Annotated in this window: 25 protein-coding genes; 16 read left to right on the top strand and 9 right to left on the bottom strand. The window is 59.9% G+C overall.

The window, feature by feature from the left end:
* Positions 1-214 precede the first annotated feature (214 nt).
* Both ACTOWJ_RS26960 and ACTOWJ_RS26955 read left to right on the top strand, forming a co-directional pair.
* On the top strand, positions 215-682 hold the full coding sequence (locus ACTOWJ_RS26960; protein ID WP_441337717.1) for a hypothetical protein: 468 nt from the start codon (positions 215-217) through the stop codon (positions 680-682).
* A 57-nt stretch (positions 683-739) separates the two neighbouring features.
* A complete protein-coding gene (locus tag ACTOWJ_RS26955) occupies positions 740-1,870 on the top strand; it encodes a hypothetical protein (protein ID WP_441337716.1) in 1,131 nt (376 codons plus the stop codon).
* A 17-nt stretch (positions 1,871-1,887) separates the two neighbouring features.
* Here ACTOWJ_RS26955 and ACTOWJ_RS26950 read toward each other — a convergent pair whose 3' ends face one another.
* From ACTOWJ_RS26950 to ACTOWJ_RS26915, 8 genes are all read right to left on the bottom strand, one after another.
* Positions 1,888-2,535, bottom strand: a complete 648-nt coding sequence (locus ACTOWJ_RS26950; protein WP_441337715.1) for a hypothetical protein — start codon at positions 2,533-2,535, stop codon at positions 1,888-1,890.
* 473 nt (positions 2,536-3,008) lie between these two features.
* Positions 3,009-3,386 carry a hypothetical protein gene (locus tag ACTOWJ_RS26945; RefSeq protein WP_441337714.1) on the bottom strand — a complete coding sequence of 126 codons (378 nt, stop codon included), beginning with the start codon at positions 3,384-3,386 and terminating at the stop codon, positions 3,009-3,011.
* A 366-nt stretch (positions 3,387-3,752) separates the two neighbouring features.
* Positions 3,753-4,256 carry a helix-turn-helix domain-containing protein gene (locus ACTOWJ_RS26940; RefSeq protein ID WP_441337713.1) on the bottom strand — a complete coding sequence of 168 codons (504 nt, stop codon included), beginning with the start codon at positions 4,254-4,256 and terminating at the stop codon, positions 3,753-3,755.
* Positions 4,257-4,280: 24 nt separating this feature from the next.
* Positions 4,281-4,745 carry a hypothetical protein gene (locus tag ACTOWJ_RS26935; RefSeq protein ID WP_441337712.1) on the bottom strand — a complete coding sequence of 155 codons (465 nt, stop codon included), beginning with the start codon at positions 4,743-4,745 and terminating at the stop codon, positions 4,281-4,283.
* Positions 4,742-6,076 carry a recombinase family protein gene (locus ACTOWJ_RS26930; protein ID WP_441337711.1) on the bottom strand — a complete coding sequence of 445 codons (1,335 nt, stop codon included), beginning with the start codon at positions 6,074-6,076 and terminating at the stop codon, positions 4,742-4,744. The genes ACTOWJ_RS26935 and ACTOWJ_RS26930 overlap by 4 nt, the downstream gene beginning before the upstream one ends.
* On the bottom strand, positions 6,073-6,462 hold the full coding sequence (locus tag ACTOWJ_RS26925; protein WP_441337710.1) for a recombinase family protein: 390 nt from the start codon (positions 6,460-6,462) through the stop codon (positions 6,073-6,075). The genes ACTOWJ_RS26930 and ACTOWJ_RS26925 overlap by 4 nt, the downstream gene beginning before the upstream one ends.
* Entirely contained in the window at positions 6,462-6,929 is a 468-nt protein-coding gene (locus tag ACTOWJ_RS26920) for a DUF2924 domain-containing protein (protein ID WP_441337709.1), read from the bottom strand. The genes ACTOWJ_RS26925 and ACTOWJ_RS26920 overlap by 1 nt, the downstream gene beginning before the upstream one ends.
* A 174-nt stretch (positions 6,930-7,103) precedes the next feature.
* On the bottom strand, positions 7,104-8,036 hold the full coding sequence (locus ACTOWJ_RS26915) for a hypothetical protein (protein WP_441337708.1): 933 nt from the start codon (positions 8,034-8,036) through the stop codon (positions 7,104-7,106).
* 641 nt (positions 8,037-8,677) lie between these two features.
* Here ACTOWJ_RS26915 and ACTOWJ_RS26910 point away from each other — a divergent pair.
* From ACTOWJ_RS26910 to ACTOWJ_RS26855, 12 genes are read left to right on the top strand one after another with little or no spacing between them, the layout of a single operon-like run.
* A complete protein-coding gene (locus tag ACTOWJ_RS26910) occupies positions 8,678-8,887 on the top strand; it encodes a helix-turn-helix transcriptional regulator (RefSeq protein WP_441337707.1) in 210 nt (69 codons plus the stop codon).
* Positions 8,884-9,354 (top strand): hypothetical protein, encoded by a 471-nt coding sequence (locus ACTOWJ_RS26905; RefSeq protein WP_441337706.1) that lies wholly within the window; start codon positions 8,884-8,886, stop codon positions 9,352-9,354. The genes ACTOWJ_RS26910 and ACTOWJ_RS26905 overlap by 4 nt, the downstream gene beginning before the upstream one ends.
* 19 nt (positions 9,355-9,373) lie before the next feature.
* Entirely contained in the window at positions 9,374-10,210 is an 837-nt protein-coding gene (locus tag ACTOWJ_RS26900; RefSeq protein WP_441337783.1) for an ATP-binding protein, read from the top strand.
* 15 nt (positions 10,211-10,225) lie between these two features.
* Complete coding sequence (locus tag ACTOWJ_RS26895; protein WP_441337705.1) at positions 10,226-10,837, top strand: hypothetical protein; 612 nt, start codon at positions 10,226-10,228, stop codon at positions 10,835-10,837.
* Positions 10,838-10,852: 15 nt separating this feature from the next.
* Positions 10,853-11,047 (top strand): hypothetical protein, encoded by a 195-nt coding sequence (locus ACTOWJ_RS26890; RefSeq protein WP_441337704.1) that lies wholly within the window; start codon positions 10,853-10,855, stop codon positions 11,045-11,047.
* Positions 11,044-11,472 (top strand): DUF6511 domain-containing protein, encoded by a 429-nt coding sequence (locus ACTOWJ_RS26885; RefSeq protein WP_441337703.1) that lies wholly within the window; start codon positions 11,044-11,046, stop codon positions 11,470-11,472. Before ACTOWJ_RS26890 ends, ACTOWJ_RS26885 begins: the two co-directional genes overlap by 4 nt.
* 17 nt (positions 11,473-11,489) lie before the next feature.
* Positions 11,490-12,239, top strand: a complete 750-nt coding sequence (locus ACTOWJ_RS26880; protein WP_441337702.1) for a PD-(D/E)XK nuclease family protein — start codon at positions 11,490-11,492, stop codon at positions 12,237-12,239.
* Positions 12,240-12,253: 14 nt separating this feature from the next.
* A complete protein-coding gene (locus ACTOWJ_RS26875; RefSeq protein WP_441337701.1) occupies positions 12,254-13,150 on the top strand; it encodes a hypothetical protein in 897 nt (298 codons plus the stop codon).
* Positions 13,147-13,992 (top strand): ParB/RepB/Spo0J family partition protein, encoded by an 846-nt coding sequence (locus tag ACTOWJ_RS26870; RefSeq protein WP_441337700.1) that lies wholly within the window; start codon positions 13,147-13,149, stop codon positions 13,990-13,992. Before ACTOWJ_RS26875 ends, ACTOWJ_RS26870 begins: the two co-directional genes overlap by 4 nt.
* Positions 13,989-16,283, top strand: coding sequence for a phage/plasmid primase, P4 family (locus tag ACTOWJ_RS26865; protein ID WP_441337699.1), 2,295 nt, complete (start codon positions 13,989-13,991; stop codon positions 16,281-16,283). Before ACTOWJ_RS26870 ends, ACTOWJ_RS26865 begins: the two co-directional genes overlap by 4 nt.
* Positions 16,276-16,881 (top strand): crossover junction endodeoxyribonuclease RuvC, encoded by a 606-nt coding sequence (locus tag ACTOWJ_RS26860; RefSeq protein WP_441337698.1) that lies wholly within the window; start codon positions 16,276-16,278, stop codon positions 16,879-16,881. Before ACTOWJ_RS26865 ends, ACTOWJ_RS26860 begins: the two co-directional genes overlap by 8 nt.
* A complete protein-coding gene (locus ACTOWJ_RS26855; RefSeq protein WP_441337697.1) occupies positions 16,874-17,299 on the top strand; it encodes a DUF6362 family protein in 426 nt (141 codons plus the stop codon). The genes ACTOWJ_RS26860 and ACTOWJ_RS26855 overlap by 8 nt, the downstream gene beginning before the upstream one ends.
* 85 nt (positions 17,300-17,384) lie before the next feature.
* Here ACTOWJ_RS26855 and ACTOWJ_RS26850 read toward each other — a convergent pair whose 3' ends face one another.
* The gene (locus ACTOWJ_RS26850; RefSeq protein WP_441337696.1) at positions 17,385-17,726 is read right to left on the bottom strand and encodes a hypothetical protein; all 342 of its coding nucleotides are present in this window, start codon (positions 17,724-17,726) and stop codon (positions 17,385-17,387) included.
* A gap of 405 nt (positions 17,727-18,131) precedes the next feature.
* Here ACTOWJ_RS26850 and ACTOWJ_RS26845 point away from each other — a divergent pair, with 405 nt between their 5' ends.
* Entirely contained in the window at positions 18,132-19,808 is a 1,677-nt protein-coding gene (locus ACTOWJ_RS26845; protein ID WP_441337695.1) for a site-specific DNA-methyltransferase, read from the top strand.
* Positions 19,805-20,845 carry a DNA cytosine methyltransferase gene (locus ACTOWJ_RS26840; protein ID WP_441337694.1) on the top strand — a complete coding sequence of 347 codons (1,041 nt, stop codon included), beginning with the start codon at positions 19,805-19,807 and terminating at the stop codon, positions 20,843-20,845. Before ACTOWJ_RS26845 ends, ACTOWJ_RS26840 begins: the two co-directional genes overlap by 4 nt.
* Positions 20,846-20,853: the final 8 nt, after the last annotated feature.

Raw genomic sequence — 20,853 nt, 5'->3', positions numbered from 1 at the left:
TTGATCGAGTCGGAGAATCCAAACTGGTGGGAACGGTCTCAGATGGAAACTGACTTCCCACCCTCGTTTTGGCAATGCATTCCGGAGACGGTTCGTCACGGACAGTCTTCTAAGTAACGCGGGCTGGGTTGTGATCTTTCGGTTGTACAAGAGTGGAAGAACTCCCTTGCCATAGCCTAAACATCGCCCTCATTGGACTGAGGTGTTAGAACGAATGAAAAACTTTCCTGCCTGGTTAGTTCTCGTCCTCCTCATCACCGGATGCGGCCCGCGGCTGGCCGTTGAGCAGGTCACGGTTCAACTACATGGCCAAAGGCCGAATGCGGTAGTTGCTCAAATTGAAGAGAGACTGATAGCGCATGGCTTCGAAAGAGTTGGGGTCAGTCAACCCAACCGCCCGGGATCTCCACTGGAAACGTTCCGATACGAGGCTCCAGGCGACACCTATGCCTCGATATATATCGAGTCTCGAAATTGCGTCAGTTTTGTAACGCTGGTCGACATGGATGTTGAGGATCGTGCCCTGGCAAAAGAGGTGTTTTCCGATGCGATGAGGCACCTCAGGGAAGACAAGAAGCTGACGTACACCATCGGGCTTTGCTCAAATCCCTCTAAAGAAATAATTGACGGCGAGGCGGCGCCGCCAAGTGATGGCGGGGCGAGCACAGTCCGAGCGACTTGATCACGCTACGAACAGTTGCATCGAAGCTTAAGTGAGACCACAGAGGAGCGTTTAAGGATGAACGACGAAGCGAACGCTGTGCGCATGTTTACTGCGGAAGGATGCCTTCACTGCTACTCAAGAGATCCATTCTTGCTTTCGCCCGGAGATCTGCTTAAGGCGGATAGCGATCCAGAGATGCGCGAAGTCATGGAAGGCAGCAACATCTATGTTGTGGTGTGTCGAAGACGAATTCTGATATCTCCGGAGTCTTCATTCGATGGAACAACGCTGACGGGACAATTGGTAGTCATGCGGGACAAAGGCTGGACTGGAGTTCCGTTCAGTTTCGAACTGCCGCCGAATCTTGGATTCACCCCTCAAAGTGCTCGGGCATCTGTCTTGCCATCGGGGACGCACATCGAGCTAATCGACGATATAGCTGGGAAGAAGTATCTACTTGGAGCGTGCCAAATCGCTTCGGGAGCCATTACCCCGTTGACTGAAGACGAGCGCGATCTTCACGTCCTCTATGTCGGACAGTCGCAGGGTAGAAAGAAGGCGCGCATCGCGTTGGATCGATTGCGAAATCACCACACATTCCAGGCGATCCTTGCGGATTTTCACACCTTCCATCCCGAAATGGAGCTGCTCTTGTTGCTCTATCAGTTCGGTAGCTCGCAGAAATTTATCAGCAATGCTGGAGATTTCAGTCTCGACCCGTTGGCGACGCCGGACGAAGATCGCGCCCATCTTGAAAGAATAATGAATGCGCAAGTTCTGCGCAGGGATCGGGTTTCTCTGGTGGAGGCCGCGCTCATAAATTACTTCAAGCCTCACTACAACATAGTCTTCAAGCAGACCGATTTTCGGAGCGACGCCAAGAAGCTAAAGACGTTGCGCGCGGTGCTCAATACAGGATTGACGGGTTTGACCATCGAAATCGGTACCGCGAACATCAACTCGCGTTTGTACAGTGAGGCGCAGCTTTCCGACAACTCAGCCTATGAAACAGCGCTGGAGCTCCGTGATGCGCACGTCGCGAATCCGAGGGGACAGCCGTCGGAAAACGCGGAGGTATTTGAGTTTGTTCATAGAATGGCGCGAACACATATCGCTAAATTTGCGTTGACTACGGAGTCGGAGCGCGAAACTTTCATGCACGGAACCAAGTGGCATGGTGCAGAAGAACGAGTGCCTTTCATTTAAATTCCGCACTGAGCGCGTCAGCTGCGCGATTCGTTCTCTTTGCCGTAGTAGTCCTCACCCGCGCGCTTCTCACCTCGCCAGTATTCGATTTCATCGCCCACACTTTTCGCATCCCGCACCATGACATCGTAGGCATCGCCTCTACGCCAGTCATCGAACGTGCGTTCTTGCAACAGGCGTGTGACTACTGAAGTTGGAAGTGTTTGATCGATGATGCTTCTGTGCCCGAAAGCGAACCAATCCTCGCCCATGTCATCAGGCAGGTTGTCGATAACCCACTCGCCGGTGTAGCGCTCCGGGCTGTATTCCACGTGGTCCACTTCGTCCTGAAGCGTCCAGGTGCCTTCGGCAATGCCGCGTTCTCGACGTTCCTCATAGTCGCGGAAGTGTTCCTCGTAGCTGTAGATAGCGTTCGCATCACCTTTCCAGTCGTACCAGCGGACGCAGATGCCGACCTGGTCCCAGCGCGTCATTGCCTCGATGAGCGCCGCTTTCGTCGGTGCGAACACCCATTCGTATTGATTGAGGAAGCGCTGGCCTTCGGGGCAGGTCATACCATTGGCCACATATGGACGTATCGCCCTCTGCTGCGCCCAACACTCTTCCAATGATGCGAGCGTCGGCAAACGCACGAAAATCGCGTCTTCCGCGAACGGTTGATTCACAGGTAGCGGGATCTCTACCGGCAGGGGTTTGTGAGGAGGGCGGACCATGGAATTGCCATCAATAATCTAAAAGTGATGTTACCGGGTAGCGTCCACCGGTTGCACCCGCAAAACAGCCAAAAATCGGCTATTTCCAAACCGAAATCGCCTCGCGCCTCAGCTTGGTTCGGCTGGGCTCGCCCAATGAAGGCGGCCAATGCGTGGTCCGAGCTCCAAGCGCCAAGACGAATGCCGCGAGCGGTGATGGGTGGCCCATGTTCCGCCAAATGGGCCTTCGACATACAGGAGCTTTCGATGCACCAGTCGGCCCGGCTCACCCCATTCATCCGGCTCGCGCTCCTCCTCGATCACTGCCACCGATGTTTCCGGATCGTATTGGGCTGGGTCGCTTCGAGTGCGCAGCCAGCAGGGATAGCGGGATACACAAATCGGCATGGCGCGATGCTTTGCTGCGTTATCGGACATGCAACTATTTAACCCGAGACTCGGCTGCGGTTGTAGTCAGAGATCTCTGCAAGAATTTGCTCAGCGTATCGGCTGGCCCATGCGGCAACATATCGTGCGGCCGTGTTGCGGCTGAGAAATTCGCGATAGTGCTGACCGGAATGCAGCGCTCTGTGCGTGCCAACCAAGGTGCTCCACTTGCCCGTCCCTGCGCTAATGGACGCCACTGCCGGCTGATCCACGCCGACGATGATGAGCCGCGATTCCGGCACCAACCGCCGGTGTTGCTTCGCGTGGGGCAGGCACCACTGGAAAGGCGGCGACAGCACTGGGAGCCGGTCCAGGTCGGGCGGAATACGAGCGGGCGGGAGCGCGATCATGTCGCAACGATAGGTCTGGGTAGCCAATCGCTGGCTAGTTCCGCACGTACTGCGCCACCCTGGCTAGAGAGCCATCGCGCGACCCCGCCCAATGCGGCGGCGTCGGTGCGGAATGGACGGCTGACGTGCTCCCGCAGACCGAGATGGCGCCGGATAGTCGCGACAGCGGCCGTCTGACCGTGTGCGGGCGCGACGGTGGCGAGCCAAGCCTCGGGGTCGTCATCTGGCACCGCCACAAGGTGGGATGGGAAGATCGAGCCAGAAAAGGGTGCCTCCCAGTGAAAGCCGGGAGGCAGGCGTTGTAAGGGCGAGTTGGCGTTCATAACGCGGACGCTAGATGCCGCCCGTCTCGCGAGCCGAGATTGGACGGCTCGGGTTGAAACTGCGAGCGATCTATTCCTTGCTGGCTGCTGCCTTCTTCCTACCGATCTTCTTGGCCGCCTTCTTGCTGGGTTTAGGTGCGCTGTGTTGCTCCAGCAGCTCCTGAACCTGTGCCTTGCTCAGGCCACGAATCAGCGCAATCTTGTCGAGGAATTCCTGGCGCGGGCGGGTCTCCGTCTGCTCCCAGTTGTATACAGCTTGCGAGCTGGCTCCGATTAAAGGGGCAAAGGCATCACGAGACAGTTCCAGTCGCTCCCGCAATTTTCGGAGCAGCGCGCCGGAATACCGTGACGGTTTATCGGCTCGGTTCGGATCTGCCTTCAACTGAGGACCCGGGCGCGCTCCCTTGGAGAGTTTGCCGACATCGCGTTGTAAATGACTCAATTCTTGCTTGAGCGCCGTGATCACCTTTCGCTGCGCCAATAGCTGTGCGCGGAGTGGATCGATATGCACCCGCATTTCCTTTCGTGCTAGACGGGTGATCTCGTCCTTTAATACAGAAGCTATGTTCGGCATGAGCCCTTCCTTAAGTTAGAAAAATCAGGGTAAACGATTCACTTCCCCGCGCCAAATGGCGGGGTCGGGTACTAGGCCGACGTGATAGAGCTGTTCCTCCCACAGCAGCGGTGGGCTGACGGCAAGCCGGGTAAGACGAATGTCAGGAAGGGTGTCGTCAAGGATCGCCTCGATGATTTGCGGCGCGAGCAGTGTCACGTTGATCATCCGTGCGACATAACTATGGTCGGTCTTTTCTTGTGCGGCGATCTCTTTCATGGAGGCCACTTCACCCGCATCGAGCATTTCGCGCCAGCGAAAACCGCGCGCCAGTGCTTGTTGCATCGCTGATAAATCGGGTGCAGTGCCAGGGACGCCGACCTTGCCGGGATGCATTCTCCTGCGCCCTGATCGCCGACGTAGACGGATGGGAAGTGTGATCGTGGCAGCGCCGTCGCTGGTATAGAAGATACTGGCTTCGCCGTTAGGATGAATCACGTCGGAGGTCATGCGGCCTTCCTATGCAGGTCGTCGGCCAGAAGCCGGAAGCCCAGTGCGTGGAATCGAATCTCTAGACGTTCCGGGGCGACGATGATTTTTTCAATAAGTCGATTGGCGATGAGCTGCTGCTCGTCCGGGAAAAGTGAGTCCCAGATTCGATTCAAGTGCTGCATCGCAACGGTGATCTGTGCTTCATCCAGACCGTCGTCTAGCAAACTCGCCGAGAACCGGATGCTCTGAATCATCTCCGGCGCTTGAAGCGCCCTACGAAACTGCGCGACTACGATGGATTCCAGTTCATCAGCGGGCAAGCGCGGAAGAGGTGAATCCGATAGCTTGCCTCGGTCCAGAAGCTCCTTACTAAGATAGTACCGATAGAGTCGACCGCTGCGCTTTGTGGTGTGCCATGGAGTGAGCGCAGCGCCGTCCGAATCGAACAGCAACCCTCTCAACAGAAAGGTCACGTTGGCCCGAGAGTGATTCGCGCGTGTATGCGCGTTGACCGCGAGTACCTCTCGGGTTTGCTGCCACAGCAGCGCGTCAATGATAGGAGGGTGCGTGTTCTCGAATTCCGAATCGTGATGCTTAAGATGCCCAAGATAGGTTCGGTTGTGCAGGATCTTGTGGATTGCCCCCTTGTCTAAGACCTTGCCGGGGGAGTGCCGACCCGCAAGGCTGGTCCACGCCTTATTCCGGTACCCGGATTCCCGTGCTTCTTCCGCGACTTTCTGGAGCGAGCGGACATCTCGAAAGCGACGGTACACCCATCGAACTAGCTCGGCTTCTGCTTCGTTGATCACGAGGCGACGTTCCTTCACGTCGTATCCCAGCGGCGGTATGCCATGCATCCACAGGCCTTTTCGTTTGCTGGCGACAAATTTGTCCCGGATACGTTCGGAGGTCAGCTCTCGTTCGAACTGGGCGAAGGTCAGCATGATGTTCAGCACCATGCGTCCCATTGCGTCGGTCGTGTTGAAGTGCTGGGTCACAGCGACGAACGTGACGCCGAATTCCTCCATCACCTTGAACAGCTCAGAGAAATCGAATAGTGAGCGCGTAAGACGGTCGATCTTGTAGGTGACGACGATATCGATCTTTCCGGCACGGATATCCGCCAGCAGACTCTGAAGCGCTGGACGCTCCAGATTGCCGCCGGAGAAGCCCGCATCGTCGTAGAAGTCGCTGACTTGTACCCAGCCTTCCGAGCGGCGACTGGAGATGTACGCTTCGCCCGCGTCTCGCTGCGCGTCGATCGAGGTGTAGGCCTGACCGAGCCCTTCCTCGGTGGATACGCGGGTGTAGACGGCGCAGCGCTGTCGTTTCGATGGCGTGATGTTCATGCGGCGAGCAATACAAGTCGCGCAGGCTTCGTCTCACACTCGACTACGAGCACGTCATGCTTGTAGAAGTAGCGGAGCAACTGCTTGATGTCGGCCTCGCCGGTAGCCAGTCGCCCCCACTCGCATACGGCGATGACGTCGATTTTACGGGCAGCCACATCCAGCAGCAGGCGATGGAAGTCTGGCCGCACCTGCGTGTTTGCACAGAACCCATTGTCAACGTAGATGGTCAGGATGGGCGGCACGTCGGCACAACGTCGCAGGGTGTCGGCAATAACCGTTTTCTGAAAGCCGATAAGGTCGATATCGTTCCACAACGTCTGGCAGTACACCGCGACTCGCAGCGGCTCGCGCGGATCGGTGGTCGGGATGATGAAAGGGTCCATTACGAGTTTTCCTGGGTAGACGGATTGCGCAGTCCGAAGAAAGCGGGGCCGGACCAACGGGTGCCCGTGATCTTCCGGGCGATGACCGACAAGCTGCGGAACTGGCTGCCGGCGTACTCAAAGCGGCCGTCCTCCAGAATTTTGACGGAGTGCAAAACACCTTGATAGCGTCGAGTCAGTACAGCACCAGTACGAAATGCGGCGGCCTTCTTGGGTTGAATAGTTCCGGTTTCGAGCAAATGCCGAATTCGTCGTTCGTTGGATCGAAGCAGTGCCGCATGGTGCTCGCGTGCGGCGTCTTCTTGAATTCGGTGGGTCAACCGGCGCTCGACGTACCGGCGATTGTTGATGCCAGGGTCGCGTCCGAACAGATTGTTCCAAAGCGCTTTGAGTTCGTTCCACTTGAGGCCCTCCAGCGCCGCAATTTTCGCGGCCACGCTGCCGGGCGGGGTAGTTGAGCGATTCACGTCTTTCTCCGTTGGGGTTTGAAGGTGCGGTCATACACCCTCAGTTCGGAGGCGTTATCAAGGTCCACGGGCTCGCTATCGGAAACTTCCGGCTGCATGCGCATGCGAACCAAAGTGCAGGCAAGCAGGCACGCGACATCATGCAGTCGCGGGTGGACAGTGCAATCGGGATCTTCAATGGTTGTCATCGTTAGCTCGTTCTTTGAAGGAGCGAGAGGGACCGGCGCGTGAGCGCGGCAAGGCTTCCTTCCTGATCCACACGTCGCCCTTTGCTGTGTCGATGAAGCGAAACAGCTCAGGCGAGAAAGCTTGCGTTAGGCTCGTGTAATTCGCGTCATAGCCAGCTTGGCGCATCAGGTTTTTCCAGTTCACCGCTCGGTGCCCGGCCTTATGCGCTGCCGCAAGCAGACGCATGAATTCCTTCTGATTGCGTCGAAGTACAAGTACTTCGTTGCCGATGGTCAGCCGATCATTCGATGGGTCCAGGTCGAACCAAAGCGGGTAGGGCGCCGTGACGGCGTTTCCCAGTCGACGAAGATCAAGCCAGATGCCCTCGGTTTCCATGCGCGCCACTTCATCGATCGCGAAGATAGTGCGGTTCGTGTCGGCGAGCTTCTCGTTGATCAAGGGCGACGACGACAGGAGGATCTGTCGCCCAGTCGATTCTTCTTGGAGCTTGGACACAATGGGAGGCAGCGGCACATGCCAGCCTGCGCGAAGCAGATAGACCGGCACCTCGCCAGCCGATGTCGCTGCGTTAGCCAGGCGCCAGAGTCGGCGTTCCACCAGCGTCTGCGGAACCTTGTCGGGTCCTCCGAGGCGACGGGCGAGCACGTCCGCCAGCCAATCGAGTTTGATCTGCGTTGACATGTACTCAGTCGTAAATTTCACGCGACCGCCGCAGGCGACGCATTTCACGTCGCCTTCCTGCCACCCGTAAAGCTGCAGCGCGAACTCATGGCCGCAGTCCATGCACGTGATTTGCCGGGTACGCTGGATGGCCGACAGCGCACCCAACGTGACGAAATTGCTCATGGCCTCGCCGTCGTAAGGCAGCAAGGCGTCCGCCGGCTCGGATTCGAACCAGCTCAGGTATCGGTAAAGCACGATTTGTCCTTCGAAAAACTTAGGCAAAAGCTGCCCGTCAGGCCGGAAAGGCCTGGATACAGGTGCAGCGAATTAGACGACTCAGCGAATCAGCGAATCGCTAGATCCGGTATCGGTCGTCCCATCTGCGGGTTGCCATCTCGATGGCAAAGATCAACAAGATCGATGTTGCTCCGTACGTTCGGAGCGAAGGAGCGGCGAAAGCGCTGAGTAGATTCAATCGAGTAGGTCGCCGTCGAGGCGCGTTGAAACAGTCCGTTGTGCATAAATAAGGGCCTTTGGGGGGAAGCCGCTTCCAGTTAATTTTGCGTTGCTGAATGAAGCCTAGCCTGTGGCCGAAGCTGTGCGCAATATCACTTGCGCGTCCGTTGACACGTGATGCGCGATAGGGCTGATTCGGTTCATGCTTCGTTTGGATTGAGGACGTTTTTTGCAGGAGAGAGCTAGCAATCGGCTCCGATTCCTCACTGCACCTCATCGAACCCCACAAAATCTCTATCAAACTTCTAGCGCTAGCAATCGAAGCGCGATTGCTCATGCATTCCTCATGCATTGCTAGCTCGTTACCCCATTACATTGCTCACTGCATTCAACCGACGCTTCCTGCACGGCATGACACGCCGAAGACAAGGAGCATCACTGTGAGCAGTAGCTATTTCTCCCCCGAGGAGTTGTCGGCGCATTGGAGCGTGCCGACGAAGACCTTGGAGCGCTGGCGTTGCGAAGGCATCGGGCCGCGATTCTTCAAGATCGCGGGCCATGTCCGGTACCGGCGTGACGATGTCGCGCAGTACGAGTCCGCATCCATGCGTTCCTCCACGACGGACCGCGCCGCGCAGGTGTTGGCATGACGCCGCTGGAACATTGCGTAGCGCTTCCTGCATCCGAGCTTGCCGAACTCCCGCCCGAGCAGTTGCTTGATCTCAAGAAGCAGGCCGCTGATGCCGTGGCGATCGCCAAAGCGAATGCCGAGTTGATCGACCGGGCCGTCGATCTTCGCTATGGCCGCCTGGCCGCTACGGCTCGACTCACCGCGGGTAAGGATGCGGGCACCGTTCACCTCACCGATGGTGCGATCCGCATCAGCGTTGAGATGCCCAAGAAGATTGAGTGGGATCAAGCCCGACTCGCTCGGATCGTGGAACGAATCCGCGCTGCTGGCGAAGACCCGGCCGAGTTCGTGGAGGTGACGTACCGAATCAGCGAAACCAAATACACCGCGTGGCCCGCCACGATGCGCTCGACCTTTGATCTCGCGCGGACTCTGAGCACGGGCAAGCCGACCTACCGGTTGAGCGTAGCGGGTGGTGAAACGTGATCGAGTTCGCAAATTGCAAGTGGAGGCCCTGATGCTGCCTATCATCACTGCCGATCAGCGCCTGGCCGAGGTCCGCGGCGTAAAAGGTGTGCTCGTCGGTCGCTGGGGTCTGGGCAAGACCTTCCAGCTATGGACCTTGGATGCCGAGTCGACGCTGTTCGTGGACATCGAGGCCGGCGACCTGGCGGTCAAGGACTGGCCGGGCGACAGCTTGCGTCCGCGCACGTGGGAGGACTGCCGCGACATCGCCGTGCTGCTCGGTGGGCCGAATCCCGCCCTGCGCGACGGCCAATCTTTCAGCGAGGCCCACTACGCGCAAGCCTGTCGTCGTTACGGCGACCCTGGCGAGCTAAGCAAATACCGCACCGTTTTCATCGACTCCATCACCGTGGCCGGGCGGCTGTGCCTGCAATGGTGCAAAGGCCAGCCGCAGGCGTTCTCGGAAAAGACCGGCAAGCCGGATACGCGCGGTGCCTACGGACTGATGGGCCAGGAGATGGTGGGGTGGCTGACCCACATCCAGCACACCCGCGGCAAACACATCTGGTTCGTGGGCATCCTCGATGAGCGCACCGACGACTTCAACCGGAAGGTCTACGAACTGCAGATCGACGGTTCCAAGACCGGTTTGGAACTGCCGGGCATCGTCGATGAGGTGATCACGCTGGCCGAGATCACCAGTGGGGACGGGCCGCCTTACCGCGCGTTCGTCTGCCATACCGCCAATCCCTGGGGATTCCCCGCCAAGGACCGATCCGGTCGCCTCGACTTGGTCGAGCCCCCGGACTTGGGTCAGCTAATGCGCAAGCTCGGCGCGCCCGAAGCGGCAGCGCCCAATCCCCCTTCCATCCACTAATTCGCAGGAATCCTCATGTCGGTCTGGAACAACTTCAACGACGCCGAGAGTCCGGCGTTCTCGCTCATCCCTAAAGGTTCGTTGGTCAAGGTCCGCATGACCATCAAACCCGGCGGCTACAACGATCCGAACCAGGGGTGGCTGCACGGCTGGGCCACGCGCGGCGATACCGGCGCCGTGTATCTCAACGCCGAGTTCGTCGTGCTGGAAGGCAAGTACGCGCGCCGCAAGCTGTGGACGTTGATCGGTCTGTACAGCGCAAAAGGTCCGACCTGGGGCCAGATGGGCCGCAGTTTCATCAAAGGGGCACTCAATTCTGCGCTCGGCCTTCACCCCGACGATATGAGCGCCGCCGCGCAAGCCGGCCGTTGCATCGAGAGCTTCGCCGATCTCGACGGCTTGGTGTTCGTCGGCAAGGTCGATTGGGAAAGGGATGGTTACGGTGAGGACAAGGCAGTAATCAAGATTCCGATCATGCCCGACCACCCAAATTACAAAGAAGCGATGGGTGCGGTAGCGCCTACGCAGGGCGGGATTGGCGCACACGCGGCCCACGTGCCGGCGCACGCGGCTCAAACCGCACCGGCTTCCGCGCCGGTGGCCGGTCGACCGACGTGGGCGCAGTAACGGGGAGCTCCAGCCATGCCCCAAACCGTACTCCAAGATCGGTATCCGAATCGCGATGGAATCTTTACCGATCTGCGTTCGCTCTCCGCGGCTGATGTGGATGTGCAGATCCGATTTCATCAGGCGCTTGCGGTCCAGCATGAAGAACAAGTTGAAGCGTTGATCGACTACCGGAATCGCGTGTTCTACAAATCCCGTCATGGCAGATGACGGCGTGTTGGGGCTGCGGACGTCCCGCGCGCGGATTCGGTCATCTGGACCTTCGCCGCCGCATCGGTGATCCGCGGCGGGCACCGTATCGATGGGCGTTCTGCTCTATCACTTGTCAGAACGCCTTCCACCAACTCTACGACACCCGACGCCGGAGCGATCCGGCGGCGATGGAGGAGCTTTTGCCTGTGACACATCCACTTTCACATGAAGCCCAGCGCGCGTGTCTGCGAGCGTTGGCATCGGTCGCCGAACGAATTGGTTTCGACACTCCACTGGGCCACTACAACCAAGCACAAGCGACTGAAGTGATCGAGTCCGTTACGCAGGCATGCGAGGCGGCGATCCGAACGCAGTCAAACCCGGCCGCCTACAAGGTCAAGCCTCCGCTTGACGGATTCGAGAACGACTCAATTCCGTTTTGAGTTTTGGCGACAAACCCATGCTTGATTTCAATACGCACGATCTATCCGAGCATGTCGGCGCGCTTATCGACACGGCGATGGAGCGCGAGGCGACGTACCTGCCACCCCGCGCTTACCTCGGTGCATCCAGTCTAGGTGAGGACTGCGCTCGCCGCCTCCAGTTCCAATACTTCAACGCGCCAAAGGATGCTGGCCGGCACGTGCCCGGTCGCGTGCTGCGCGTATTCGCGCGCGGCCATCGTGTCGAGGATTGGATGGTCGAATGGTTACGCCTGGCCGGCTTCGATCTGCGCGACCGCAATGATCAAGGCGAGCAGTTTGGCTTCGTTGCCGCCGGTGGGCGTGTGCGTGGACATGCCGACGGCGTCATCGTTGCCGGCCCCGACAGCTTCACGTATCCCATGTTGTGGGAAACCAAGGCTGTCGGTGCAAAGACCTTCCGCGAGTTGCAGAAGAAGCGTCTTGCCGCCAGTCGGCCGGTCTACGCGACGCAGATCGCGCTGTACCAAGCGTACCTCGGACTGCATGAGCACCCGGCGTTGTTCACCGCAATCTGCACCGACGACATGTCGGTTTATGCAGAGCGGGTCACCTTCGATCGCGGTCTGGCGCAGCGCGCGTCGGATCGCGCCGTAGAGATTCTTCGCGCGTGCGATGCCTCCGATTTACTTCCCCGCGTCTCCACCACGCCAACCCATCAAACCTGTCGCCAATGCCCCTGGCAAGACCGCTGCTGGTCGCTGCCTTCCCCCGCCACCCTCCACTGAACTAGAGAAATTGCATGAGTACCCTCGCTGAACTCTTTGGACTCGACGCATTAGCAAGTGCCGATGATCTGCAGCAGGCCGCTGTGATGCTGCCGGAGATCCGGGATTACCACGCCGTCCCGGTGTCGGTCACCCCCGAGATCGCAGGCCACTGGCTGCGGCGCAATGCCAGCAACCGTCCTATTCGCAAGAAGGCTGTCACCCAGTACGTCAATGACCTGAAGAGCGGTCACTGGCAGCAGAACGGAGAGACGGTCAAATTTGGCCGTTCCGGACGCCTGCTCGATGGACAGCACCGAATCGCCGCCATCGCCGCCGCGGGTGTCGCCCAACCTATGCTCATCGTTACCGGCATTGCGGATGGGGCGTTCGATACGATCGACACCGGCCGTCGCCGTACCAGCACCGATGTGCTGATCATCGAAGGCATCGGCGTGTTCGAAGCCAAGATTGCTGCCGCGGCACTGCCCATGATCATTAATTATCGGCGCGGTCTGGCACCACACAGCTCCACGCGGTATCCCAACCACGAACTGCTGGACTGCTGGGCGAGCCAGCCAGAGGTCCGAGCCAGCAGTCAGTTCGTCACTAAGCTGCCGCACCGGATGATTCCAGTCAGCCAGTCAAAAGCGATGTTCTTGCATTGGGCCTTCGCACGTCACGATGTCGCTGCTGCCGACCAGTTTGTGGAAGGCTTGTTCGTGGGCGATCGGCTGGACCGTATGGGCGCAGTGTTCCATCTGCGCGAGCGGCTGCTGCTGGATCGCGTGGAACGACGCAAAGCCGAAGACGGCGCTCAGTTGCACGCCTGTATCAAGGCCTGGAACGCCGAGCGCGCACACAAGCGCGTGCGTGGATCGCGGGCATTGTTTCCTTCGTCCGACGAAGCCTTTCCGGAGGTGTCGCCGTGAGCTACGAATTTCATCCGTTATGCCTAGCCCTGCCAGATATGAACAAGGATCAGTTTCAGCAGTTGGTAGCGGACGTTCGAAGCAACGGGTTACTGCATCCGATCATGCTGCTGGAAGAACAGATCCTGGATGGGAGGCACCGCTATCGAGCTTGCTTGGAGTGCGAGATTGAGCCCCGCTTTGTAGAGTTCAATGGCAGCGATCCGCTTAGCTTCGTAATCAGCGAGAACGTGGCGCGTCGTCATTTGAACGATTCCCAGCGTGCAATGGTGGCTGCGCGGCTGGCTAACCGAAGCGTGGGGGGTGATGGCCATTGTGCAACGTTGCACAATGGTGTGGTGACTCAGACTCAGGCGGCACGACTGCTGTCGGTGTCAAAGCGCAGCGTCGTGAAGGCCGCGCAGGTAAAGGAGCACGGGACCGAGCCACTCATTGCCCGGGTCGATGCCGGTGCAATCTCAGTAAACGAAGCGGCCAAGATTGCCGAGCTAAATCCAAAAGCCCAAGCACGGCTAGTCGAAATCGATAACCGAAAACTTCGTCATCGAGAGCTGACGGCGTCGTTGAACCGCAGCGCAAGTCGAACGAAGACGCCGCGTGCGGAGTTCATGGAAACCGTGCCGGGAACCGCCTTCGTGCGCGATACGCTGAACAGACTGGACCAGATCACCAATCAACTGCTCGGAGCGGAGGGAAGTGCAGAAGCCTTCGCGACCCGGTTCTTGAGTGAGTTCGACTGGAACGAGCCGATCTTGCTGCAGCGGCTCGCTCACGCGCGTCGTGGCATCGAAGCCGTCGCCAAGCTCGAACAGGAACTGGAGCGGAGGTCGAAAGCGGCATGATGGATTTCAATGACGCCAACGCTCCGACGGACCACTCGGAGCCACAGCGACCATCGCGCGACGCGGTGCGCATGCTGTTGCTGCAACGCCTGGACGGCATCCTCCCAGCCTTGTACCCCAACGGTCGAGCGCGCCGCGGCCAGTTCAATATCGGCAATGTCCGCGGCGCGGCCGGCGATAGCCTGGAGATCGCTCTGGTAGGCGACAAGGCCGGGCTATGGAATGACCATGCCACCGGCGAGGGTGGTGACATTTTTGACCTGATCGCGGCGCAGGCTGGACTAGATGCGCGGCACGATTTCGCCGCGGTGCTCGACCGCGCCGCCGAGCTCGTCGGCCATGTGCCAGCGGTGCCTGTGGATACGCCCACCAAACGACGGCGGTCGGAACCGACCCTGGACGATCTCGGCCCGCACACCGCGCGTTGGGACTACCTGAGTGCAGACGGCGAGTTGATCGCATGCGTCTACCGCTACGATCCGCCCGAGGGCAAACAATACCGGCCGTGGGACGCGAAACGGCGCAAGCACCAGGCACCGACACCGCGTCCGCTTTACAACCAGCCCGGCATCACGGCGTCGAACGAAGTTGTGCTCGTGGAAGGCGAGAAATCGGTCGACGCGCTGACCGATCGCGGTACGTGCGCGACGACGTCGATGAACGGCGCGAATGCGCCGATTGAAAAGACCGACTGGTCGCCGTTGTGCGGGAAGCATGTGCTGATCTGGCCGGATAAGGACAAGCCCGGCTGGGAGTACGCGATGCAAGCGGCGCAGGCGGCGTTCCAAGCCGGGGCGGACTCGTGCGCAGTGCTGCACCTGCCCGAGGAAAAGCCATTGGGGTGGGATGCAGCCGACGCCGCCGAGGACGGATTCGATATCGACGGCTTCTTGCGTGCGGGCGAGCGTACCTTCCTGTCGCCCGGCAACGACGCCGCGCCGCCCTCGATCAACTTCGATGGCTTGGACTGGAGCAGCGACGACGGCCTCGGCCTAGCCTTCACCCGCCACTACGCCGACGATTGGCGCTACTGCGCGGCCTGGGGCCAGTGGTTGAGCTGGACCGGCATGCGCTGGAACCCGGATCGAACCCTCGTCCTGCAGCACTTGGTGCGTGGTGTCTGTCGCGCGGCGCAGGTGTTTGCCGACAAGCTGTCGCAGCGTTCCAAGCTGGCGTCGGCGTCGACGGTTGCTGGCGCCGAACGCCTGGCGCGCAGCGATCCCCGCCACGCTTCCTCGGCCGAGGATTGGGACCGCGACCTGTGGGCATTGAACACGCCGCTCGGCATCGTGGATTTGCGCGACGGGGAGTTGCGTCGCCATGCTCGCGGCGAGCACATGACCAAGCTGGCCACAGCCAGCCCCAAGGGAGCCTGCCCGACTTGGCGTCGTTTCCTGGACGATGTGACCGGCGGTGATGTCGAACTCGCGGCTTACCTGCAGCGCGTAGTCGGGTACTGCCTGACCGGTGTCACCCGCGAACATGCGCTGTTCTTCCTCTACGGCACCGGCGCCAATGGCAAGTCCGTGTTTGTGAACGCCCTCGCCACGATTCTGGGCGATTACGCCACGAACGCGCCGATGGAAACGTTCATGGAAAGTCGCGGCGAGCGTCACCCGACGGACCTGGCTGGATTGCGGGGTGCGCGCTTTGTCGCCGCGAGCGAGACCGAGCAGGGGCGGCGTTGGAACGAATCCAAGCTCAAAGCAATCACCGGCGGCGACAAGATCAGCGCGCGCTTCATGCGTCAGGATTTCTTTGAGTACATCCCGCAGTTCAAGTTGGTGATCGCGGGAAACCACAAACCCGCCATTCGCAACGTGGACGAGGCCATGAAACGGCGACTGCATTTGGTGCCGTTCACCGTCACCATTCCGCCTGAGCGGCGTGACGGTCGCCTCACTGAAAAGTTGCTGGCCGAGCGCGATGGAATCATGGCTTGGGCAGTCGAAGGTTGCTTGCGATGGCAGCAACTCGGCTTGCGCGCGCCGCAGTGCGTCATTGACGCGACCGACGAATATTTCGAAGGCGAAGACGCGTTAGGTCACTGGATCGAAGAACGTTGCTACGTGCATGCACAAGCCAGAGCCAGCACCGCCGACCTGTTTTCCGACTGGCGGGAATGGGCCGACATCAGTGGAGAGTTCGCCGGCTCCATCAAGCGTTTCTCTGATCTGCTGATGGCGAGGCAATTTGAAAAGCATCGGGGTGGTAAGGGCGTTCGCCAGTTCATCGGGATCAGTCTGAAACCCAAGGCGTTAACTCAGTTCGGGGGCGCGAGCCATGAATGAAATCAAACAGTTGCAGAGTGAGGTGACAGGTGAGACAGGTGTGCTAGTTCCCCCTTATGTGTGCGTGCGCGCGCACACACGCGTATCAACCGGCAAGCCAGTCACATCCGTCACCCAGCCGGTAGACATCGATTCGCCGCTCATCATTGCGCTCGACCTGGGCACGTCGTTGGGGTGGGCCATTCGCCTTTCCGGTCAGGCTATGAGTGGCACCGAGCACTTCAAGGTCGGCCGCTTCGAAGGTGGCGGCATGCGTTACTTGCGCTTCGTGCGCTGGCTCGATGATCTTTGGCGCTTCGCCGGTCCACCCTCCACGCTCTACTTCGAGGAGGTGCGCCGGCACCGCGGTGTCGATGCAGCGCATGTCTACGGCGGATTCTTGGCGCAGCTCACCGCATGGTGCGAGAGACATGCCGTTCCGTATCAGGGCGTGCCAGTCGGCACGATCAAGAAATTCGCCACAGGCAAGGGAAACGCTGATAAAGCAGCGATGATCGAAGCGGCGAAGCGGCTAGGCCATGAGCCGGCCGACGACAACGAAGCCGATGCGTTGGCGCTTCTGCATTGGGCCATCACCCAGGAGCAGGCCCGTGTCTGAGTGGACGATCCAAAGCGTCGCCGACCGATTCCACGAAGCCGCGGTCACTGCACGTAGGCTGCCACCGGTTCGCGTGCAGGGCTATGCCTCGTACTGGCCCGACATTCAACGACAGTCGTGGGAGGGCTATGCCGATGAGCGCATCGTCCTGCGCTTCGCCGCAGCGCCAGCAGCAATCGATCGGTTCGGCGAGACCGTGCGGTGGCTCAAGTGGCTGGACGAGGACCAACGCCGCCTAGTCTGGCTGCGGGCGCAGCAAGTTCCGTGGCGCGAGATCTGCACGCGGACCGGTCTGATTCGCAAGACTGCGTGGCGCCATTGGCAGCACGCGTTGGTGCTGGTCGTAGCGCACCTCAACGGGCCGCTGCCCCATTTCGCTGAGTCGTTACCGGCACGATCGGAAGCGAAGTCGATATGACTTTGTGCCATTGGGGGTAAATGAGGGTAATTGGGGGCCAATGCGAAGATTGGCGATGTCCCACTAACCCCGGTTTTGCCCTAGCCTAGTCGGTATGCTGATCGTGGTGCATCGGTTCTCTCATAGGCGCAGCGCTGACATCCAATTCACCGGGCAGATCCAGGAGCTCTAAGCTCACCCAGGTCAATCCGAAGTGATTGAGATGACGCTCCAGAACGCAAGTAAGTCGATACGCGTCGGCCCAGAAGGACGCTTCAACGCCGACCTGCGAGCGCCCCACTATTTCGATGCCTGAGCATTCCGGAATTTCTCTCAGTGCAAGCGTTACAAGCTCGCCGATTGCCGCTTCACCCTGCTTGCGGCCATTCCGCTGAATCGTTACTCGGTAGCGTTGCTTGAGTGAGCGGGGAGAAGCGGGCGCTTGCATGGTGTCTCTGTTCAAGTTTGAGGGCATCGGCAGTTCCCACGGATTGCAGCCAGAGCTGGTCGAAGCTCCTAATGACATCGCGCAGCAAAGTTCACTCCGCGCAAGTAAGTCCATGCCGATTTAGGTGACATTCGACAGCATCGAAATGCTGAACCCTGTAGCTATATTCGATGCGGATCGCATCCGCCCGAGCAAGCAGAACCACAACACATGTTGCACTCGGCAAGGTTCTCATTGCAGCCAACGCAGCTTCTCGCACAGGCGCTGTGCAGTGCTCATCAATCGATAGGCGTCTGATAATCAGCTTGGGCATATCACTTGCCTGCGGTGCCTGTCGTTACACAAAGCCTAGCAAATTAGTAGAGAAATAAGCATTTCCAAAATACGCGTAAATGGTGCGGTCGCGTGACGGTTGTCGAAGATGTTTGCTGCGCTTCGATTGCGTTAAATGAAATGTGTTCTGCGCCGCATGGCGATGTGCGCGAGGTGCCCTTTGTACTACCTCGTGACAACATGCCTAAACAATCTTGTTCCAAAGACGACATCTGCCTAATCCAGTTGGGTACGCGCATCACTGAGCGTTGCTATGGCTCCGATTATTTCGGGTGGCGACACAGGTCCTACGTGCGGCGCGCCGACAGACCGCCGCCACTGCATCACCTCTCAGCCGCGCGGCCCACACGCGCCGACACAGCGCGCGACGCGGCAATCGGCGGGTCCTTCCCCGGTTCGAATCCCTGCGGGGGGCCAAGCCGCAAAACCTCGCTAGCGTCAATCTTTTTGTTCGGGTTTGCAGTCCCTGCAACCCGGTTCGCACTCGGATATCCCTTGAGCCTTCAGATCGAACAGCGCCCGATCGAGGCGCTCATTCCGTTTGCGCGCAATGCACGCACGCACTCGGACGCGCAGGTCGCGCAAATCGCCGCCAGCATCGTGGAGTTCGGCTGGACCAACCCGATCTTGGTCGACGGCGACAGCGGCATCATCGCTGGCCACGGTCGGCTGCTCGCCGCGCGCGTTCTCAAACTCGCACAGGTCCCGGTGATCGAACTGGCCCACCTGACCCCGGCACAGAAGCGCGCCTACGTCATCGCCGACAACCGACTGGCTGAGAACGCCGGTTGGGATGAGGAACTGCTGCGGCTCGAACTGGCTGAGCTTCGCGACGCGGAGTTCGATCTTGACCTGCTGGGCTTCACCGAAGACGAGTTGGACGACCTTCTGATCGATGACCAAGCCGGGCTGACCGATGACGACGAAGTTCCTGAGCCGGCCGAGCATCCGGTCTCGCGCCGCGGTGATGTCTGGATCTGTGGTGGCCACAAGGTGCTGTGCGGCGACGCCACCAGCGCGCAGGATTACGCCGTGCTGCTCGGCGACGAACTGGTGGACATGACCTTCACCGATCCGCCGTACAACGTTGATTACGCCAACAACCCGAAGGACAAGCTACGCGGCAAGCATCGCCCGATCCTCAACGACAACCTCGGAACAGATTTCGGCGCGTTCCTCCAAGCCGCCTGCCAACAGATCCTGGCCGCGACCAAAGGCGCGGTCTACATGGCGATGTCCTCGTCGGAGTTGGATCGTTTGCAAGATGCGTTTCGCGCAGCGGGCGGTCGCTGGTCCACCTTCATCATTTGGGCCAAGAACAGATTCACGTTGGGTCGCTCCGATTACCAACGGCAGTACGAACCCATCCTTTACGGGTGGCGTGATGGCAACGATCGCTTCTGGTGCGGCGACCGCGATCAGGGTGATGTCTGGTTCATTGATCGCACCAGCAAGAACGATCTGCATCCGACCATGAAGCCGGTGGCGTTGGTCGAGCGCGCGATCCGCAACAGCAGCAAGAGCCGCGATCTGATCCTCGATCCGTTCGGCGGATCGGGAACGACACTGATCGCTGCCGAGAAGACCGGTCGACGCGCACGGCTGATCGAACTGGACCCTAAGTACGCCGACGTGATTGTTCGGCGCTGGCAGGATCACACCGGCCAAGCCGCGATGAGGCAGAGCGATGGAGTCTTGTTCGATGCGGCTGCACCAGCCGAAGAAAACACCGTCGCTGGGGTCGAATGACCCTACCGGCGTACTACAACGAGATCGACCCCTACCTGTGCGACTGGCTACGCAGCCTGATCACCGCGGGCTTGATCCCGGCCGGCGACGTCGATGACCGCGACATCCGATTTGTTTCCGCAGACGATCTGCGCGGTTACGGCCAATGCCACTTCTTCGCCGGGGTCGGGGGTTTCGCCTACGCTTGCCGGCTCGCAGGCTGGCCCGACGACGAAGAAATCTGGACGGGCGGCTTCCCGTGCCAGCCCTTCAGCGTCGCGGGAAGACAGCGCGCGCAGGCGGATGACCGTCACCTCTGGCCGGAATTGCATCGGCTTATTGCATGCGCGCGACCCGCTGCATTCCTGGGCGAAAACGTTACTGGCCTCGTCGCGCTGGCACTCGACGGAGTTCTGTCTGATCTGGAGGGCGAAGGCTACGCCAGCCGGGCGGTTGTTGTTCCAGCTTGCGCCGTCAACGCCCCGCACCGACGCGACCGAGTCTGGATTGCCGCTCGGCGTTTGGCCGACCGCGGTGGCGAACGACGACAACAAGACGCCTGCCGGGCATCTGGCGATGAAACAGCGAATGCCAGGCGGGCCGCGCCAAACGATCACCAGCTTGCAGGTGGCAGTGAAGGCGGTATGGCCGACCGCGACGGCGAACGACGCGGAGAAGCGCGGCGACTTTGCGGCCGAGCGGCGCAACGGCCTGCCGGGGGTGGCGAAGGCGGTATGGAGCACGCCGCGCGCGAGCGACGGCGCGAAGGGCAGTCCCGGCCAGCGGTTCGGCAGCGGGGCCATGCTGCCGTTGCCGGCGCAGGCAGTGTGGGCGACGCCAACAACGAGGGATCACAAAGACGCATCGAGCATTGGCAGCGCACCGGAGAATGCGCTGCTTGGGCGACAAGTCAAACCCTCGCCGGCCGGCGGATACCTGAATCCGGAATTCGTCTTCTGGCTCATGGGATACCCGCCAGAATTCCTCGCCTGCGCGCCGCCGGCAACGCGATCGTCCCGCAGGTCGCCGCCGAGATCCTTCGCGCCTTGCGCCGCTGACGCTGCGC

This window comes from Lysobacter sp. CA199, from assembly GCF_052078715.1.
Classification (GTDB): domain Bacteria; phylum Pseudomonadota; class Gammaproteobacteria; order Xanthomonadales; family Xanthomonadaceae; genus Lysobacter.
The sequence above is the reverse complement of the archived record's forward strand: the minus strand, read 5'-3'. Positions and strand labels throughout refer to the sequence as shown.

What these genes read in the sequence shown, in the direction of transcription:
- ACTOWJ_RS26955 (WP_441337716.1), top strand. Translation starts at nt 740, where the DNA reads ATGAACGACGAAGCGAACGCTGTGCGCATGTTTACTGCGGAAGGATGC.
- ACTOWJ_RS26860 (WP_441337698.1), top strand. Translation starts at nt 16,276, where the DNA reads ATGAATGAAATCAAACAGTTGCAGAGTGAGGTGACAGGTGAGACAGGT.
- ACTOWJ_RS26940 (WP_441337713.1), bottom strand. Translation starts at nt 4,256, where the DNA reads ATGCCGAACATAGCTTCTGTATTAAAGGACGAGATCACCCGTCTAGCA.
- ACTOWJ_RS26840 (WP_441337694.1), top strand. Translation starts at nt 19,805, where the DNA reads ATGACCCTACCGGCGTACTACAACGAGATCGACCCCTACCTGTGCGAC.
- ACTOWJ_RS26935 (WP_441337712.1), bottom strand. Translation starts at nt 4,745, where the DNA reads ATGACCTCCGACGTGATTCATCCTAACGGCGAAGCCAGTATCTTCTAT.
- ACTOWJ_RS26925 (WP_441337710.1), bottom strand. Translation starts at nt 6,462, where the DNA reads ATGGACCCTTTCATCATCCCGACCACCGATCCGCGCGAGCCGCTGCGA.
- ACTOWJ_RS26885 (WP_441337703.1), top strand. Translation starts at nt 11,044, where the DNA reads ATGACGGCGTGTTGGGGCTGCGGACGTCCCGCGCGCGGATTCGGTCAT.
- ACTOWJ_RS26960 (WP_441337717.1), top strand. Translation starts at nt 215, where the DNA reads ATGAAAAACTTTCCTGCCTGGTTAGTTCTCGTCCTCCTCATCACCGGA.
- ACTOWJ_RS26895 (WP_441337705.1), top strand. Translation starts at nt 10,226, where the DNA reads ATGTCGGTCTGGAACAACTTCAACGACGCCGAGAGTCCGGCGTTCTCG.
- ACTOWJ_RS26930 (WP_441337711.1), bottom strand. Translation starts at nt 6,076, where the DNA reads ATGAACATCACGCCATCGAAACGACAGCGCTGCGCCGTCTACACCCGC.
- ACTOWJ_RS26865 (WP_441337699.1), top strand. Translation starts at nt 13,989, where the DNA reads ATGATGGATTTCAATGACGCCAACGCTCCGACGGACCACTCGGAGCCA.
- ACTOWJ_RS26875 (WP_441337701.1), top strand. Translation starts at nt 12,254, where the DNA reads ATGAGTACCCTCGCTGAACTCTTTGGACTCGACGCATTAGCAAGTGCC.
- ACTOWJ_RS26850 (WP_441337696.1), bottom strand. Translation starts at nt 17,726, where the DNA reads ATGCAAGCGCCCGCTTCTCCCCGCTCACTCAAGCAACGCTACCGAGTA.
- ACTOWJ_RS26890 (WP_441337704.1), top strand. Translation starts at nt 10,853, where the DNA reads ATGCCCCAAACCGTACTCCAAGATCGGTATCCGAATCGCGATGGAATC.
- ACTOWJ_RS26905 (WP_441337706.1), top strand. Translation starts at nt 8,884, where the DNA reads ATGACGCCGCTGGAACATTGCGTAGCGCTTCCTGCATCCGAGCTTGCC.
- ACTOWJ_RS26880 (WP_441337702.1), top strand. Translation starts at nt 11,490, where the DNA reads ATGCTTGATTTCAATACGCACGATCTATCCGAGCATGTCGGCGCGCTT.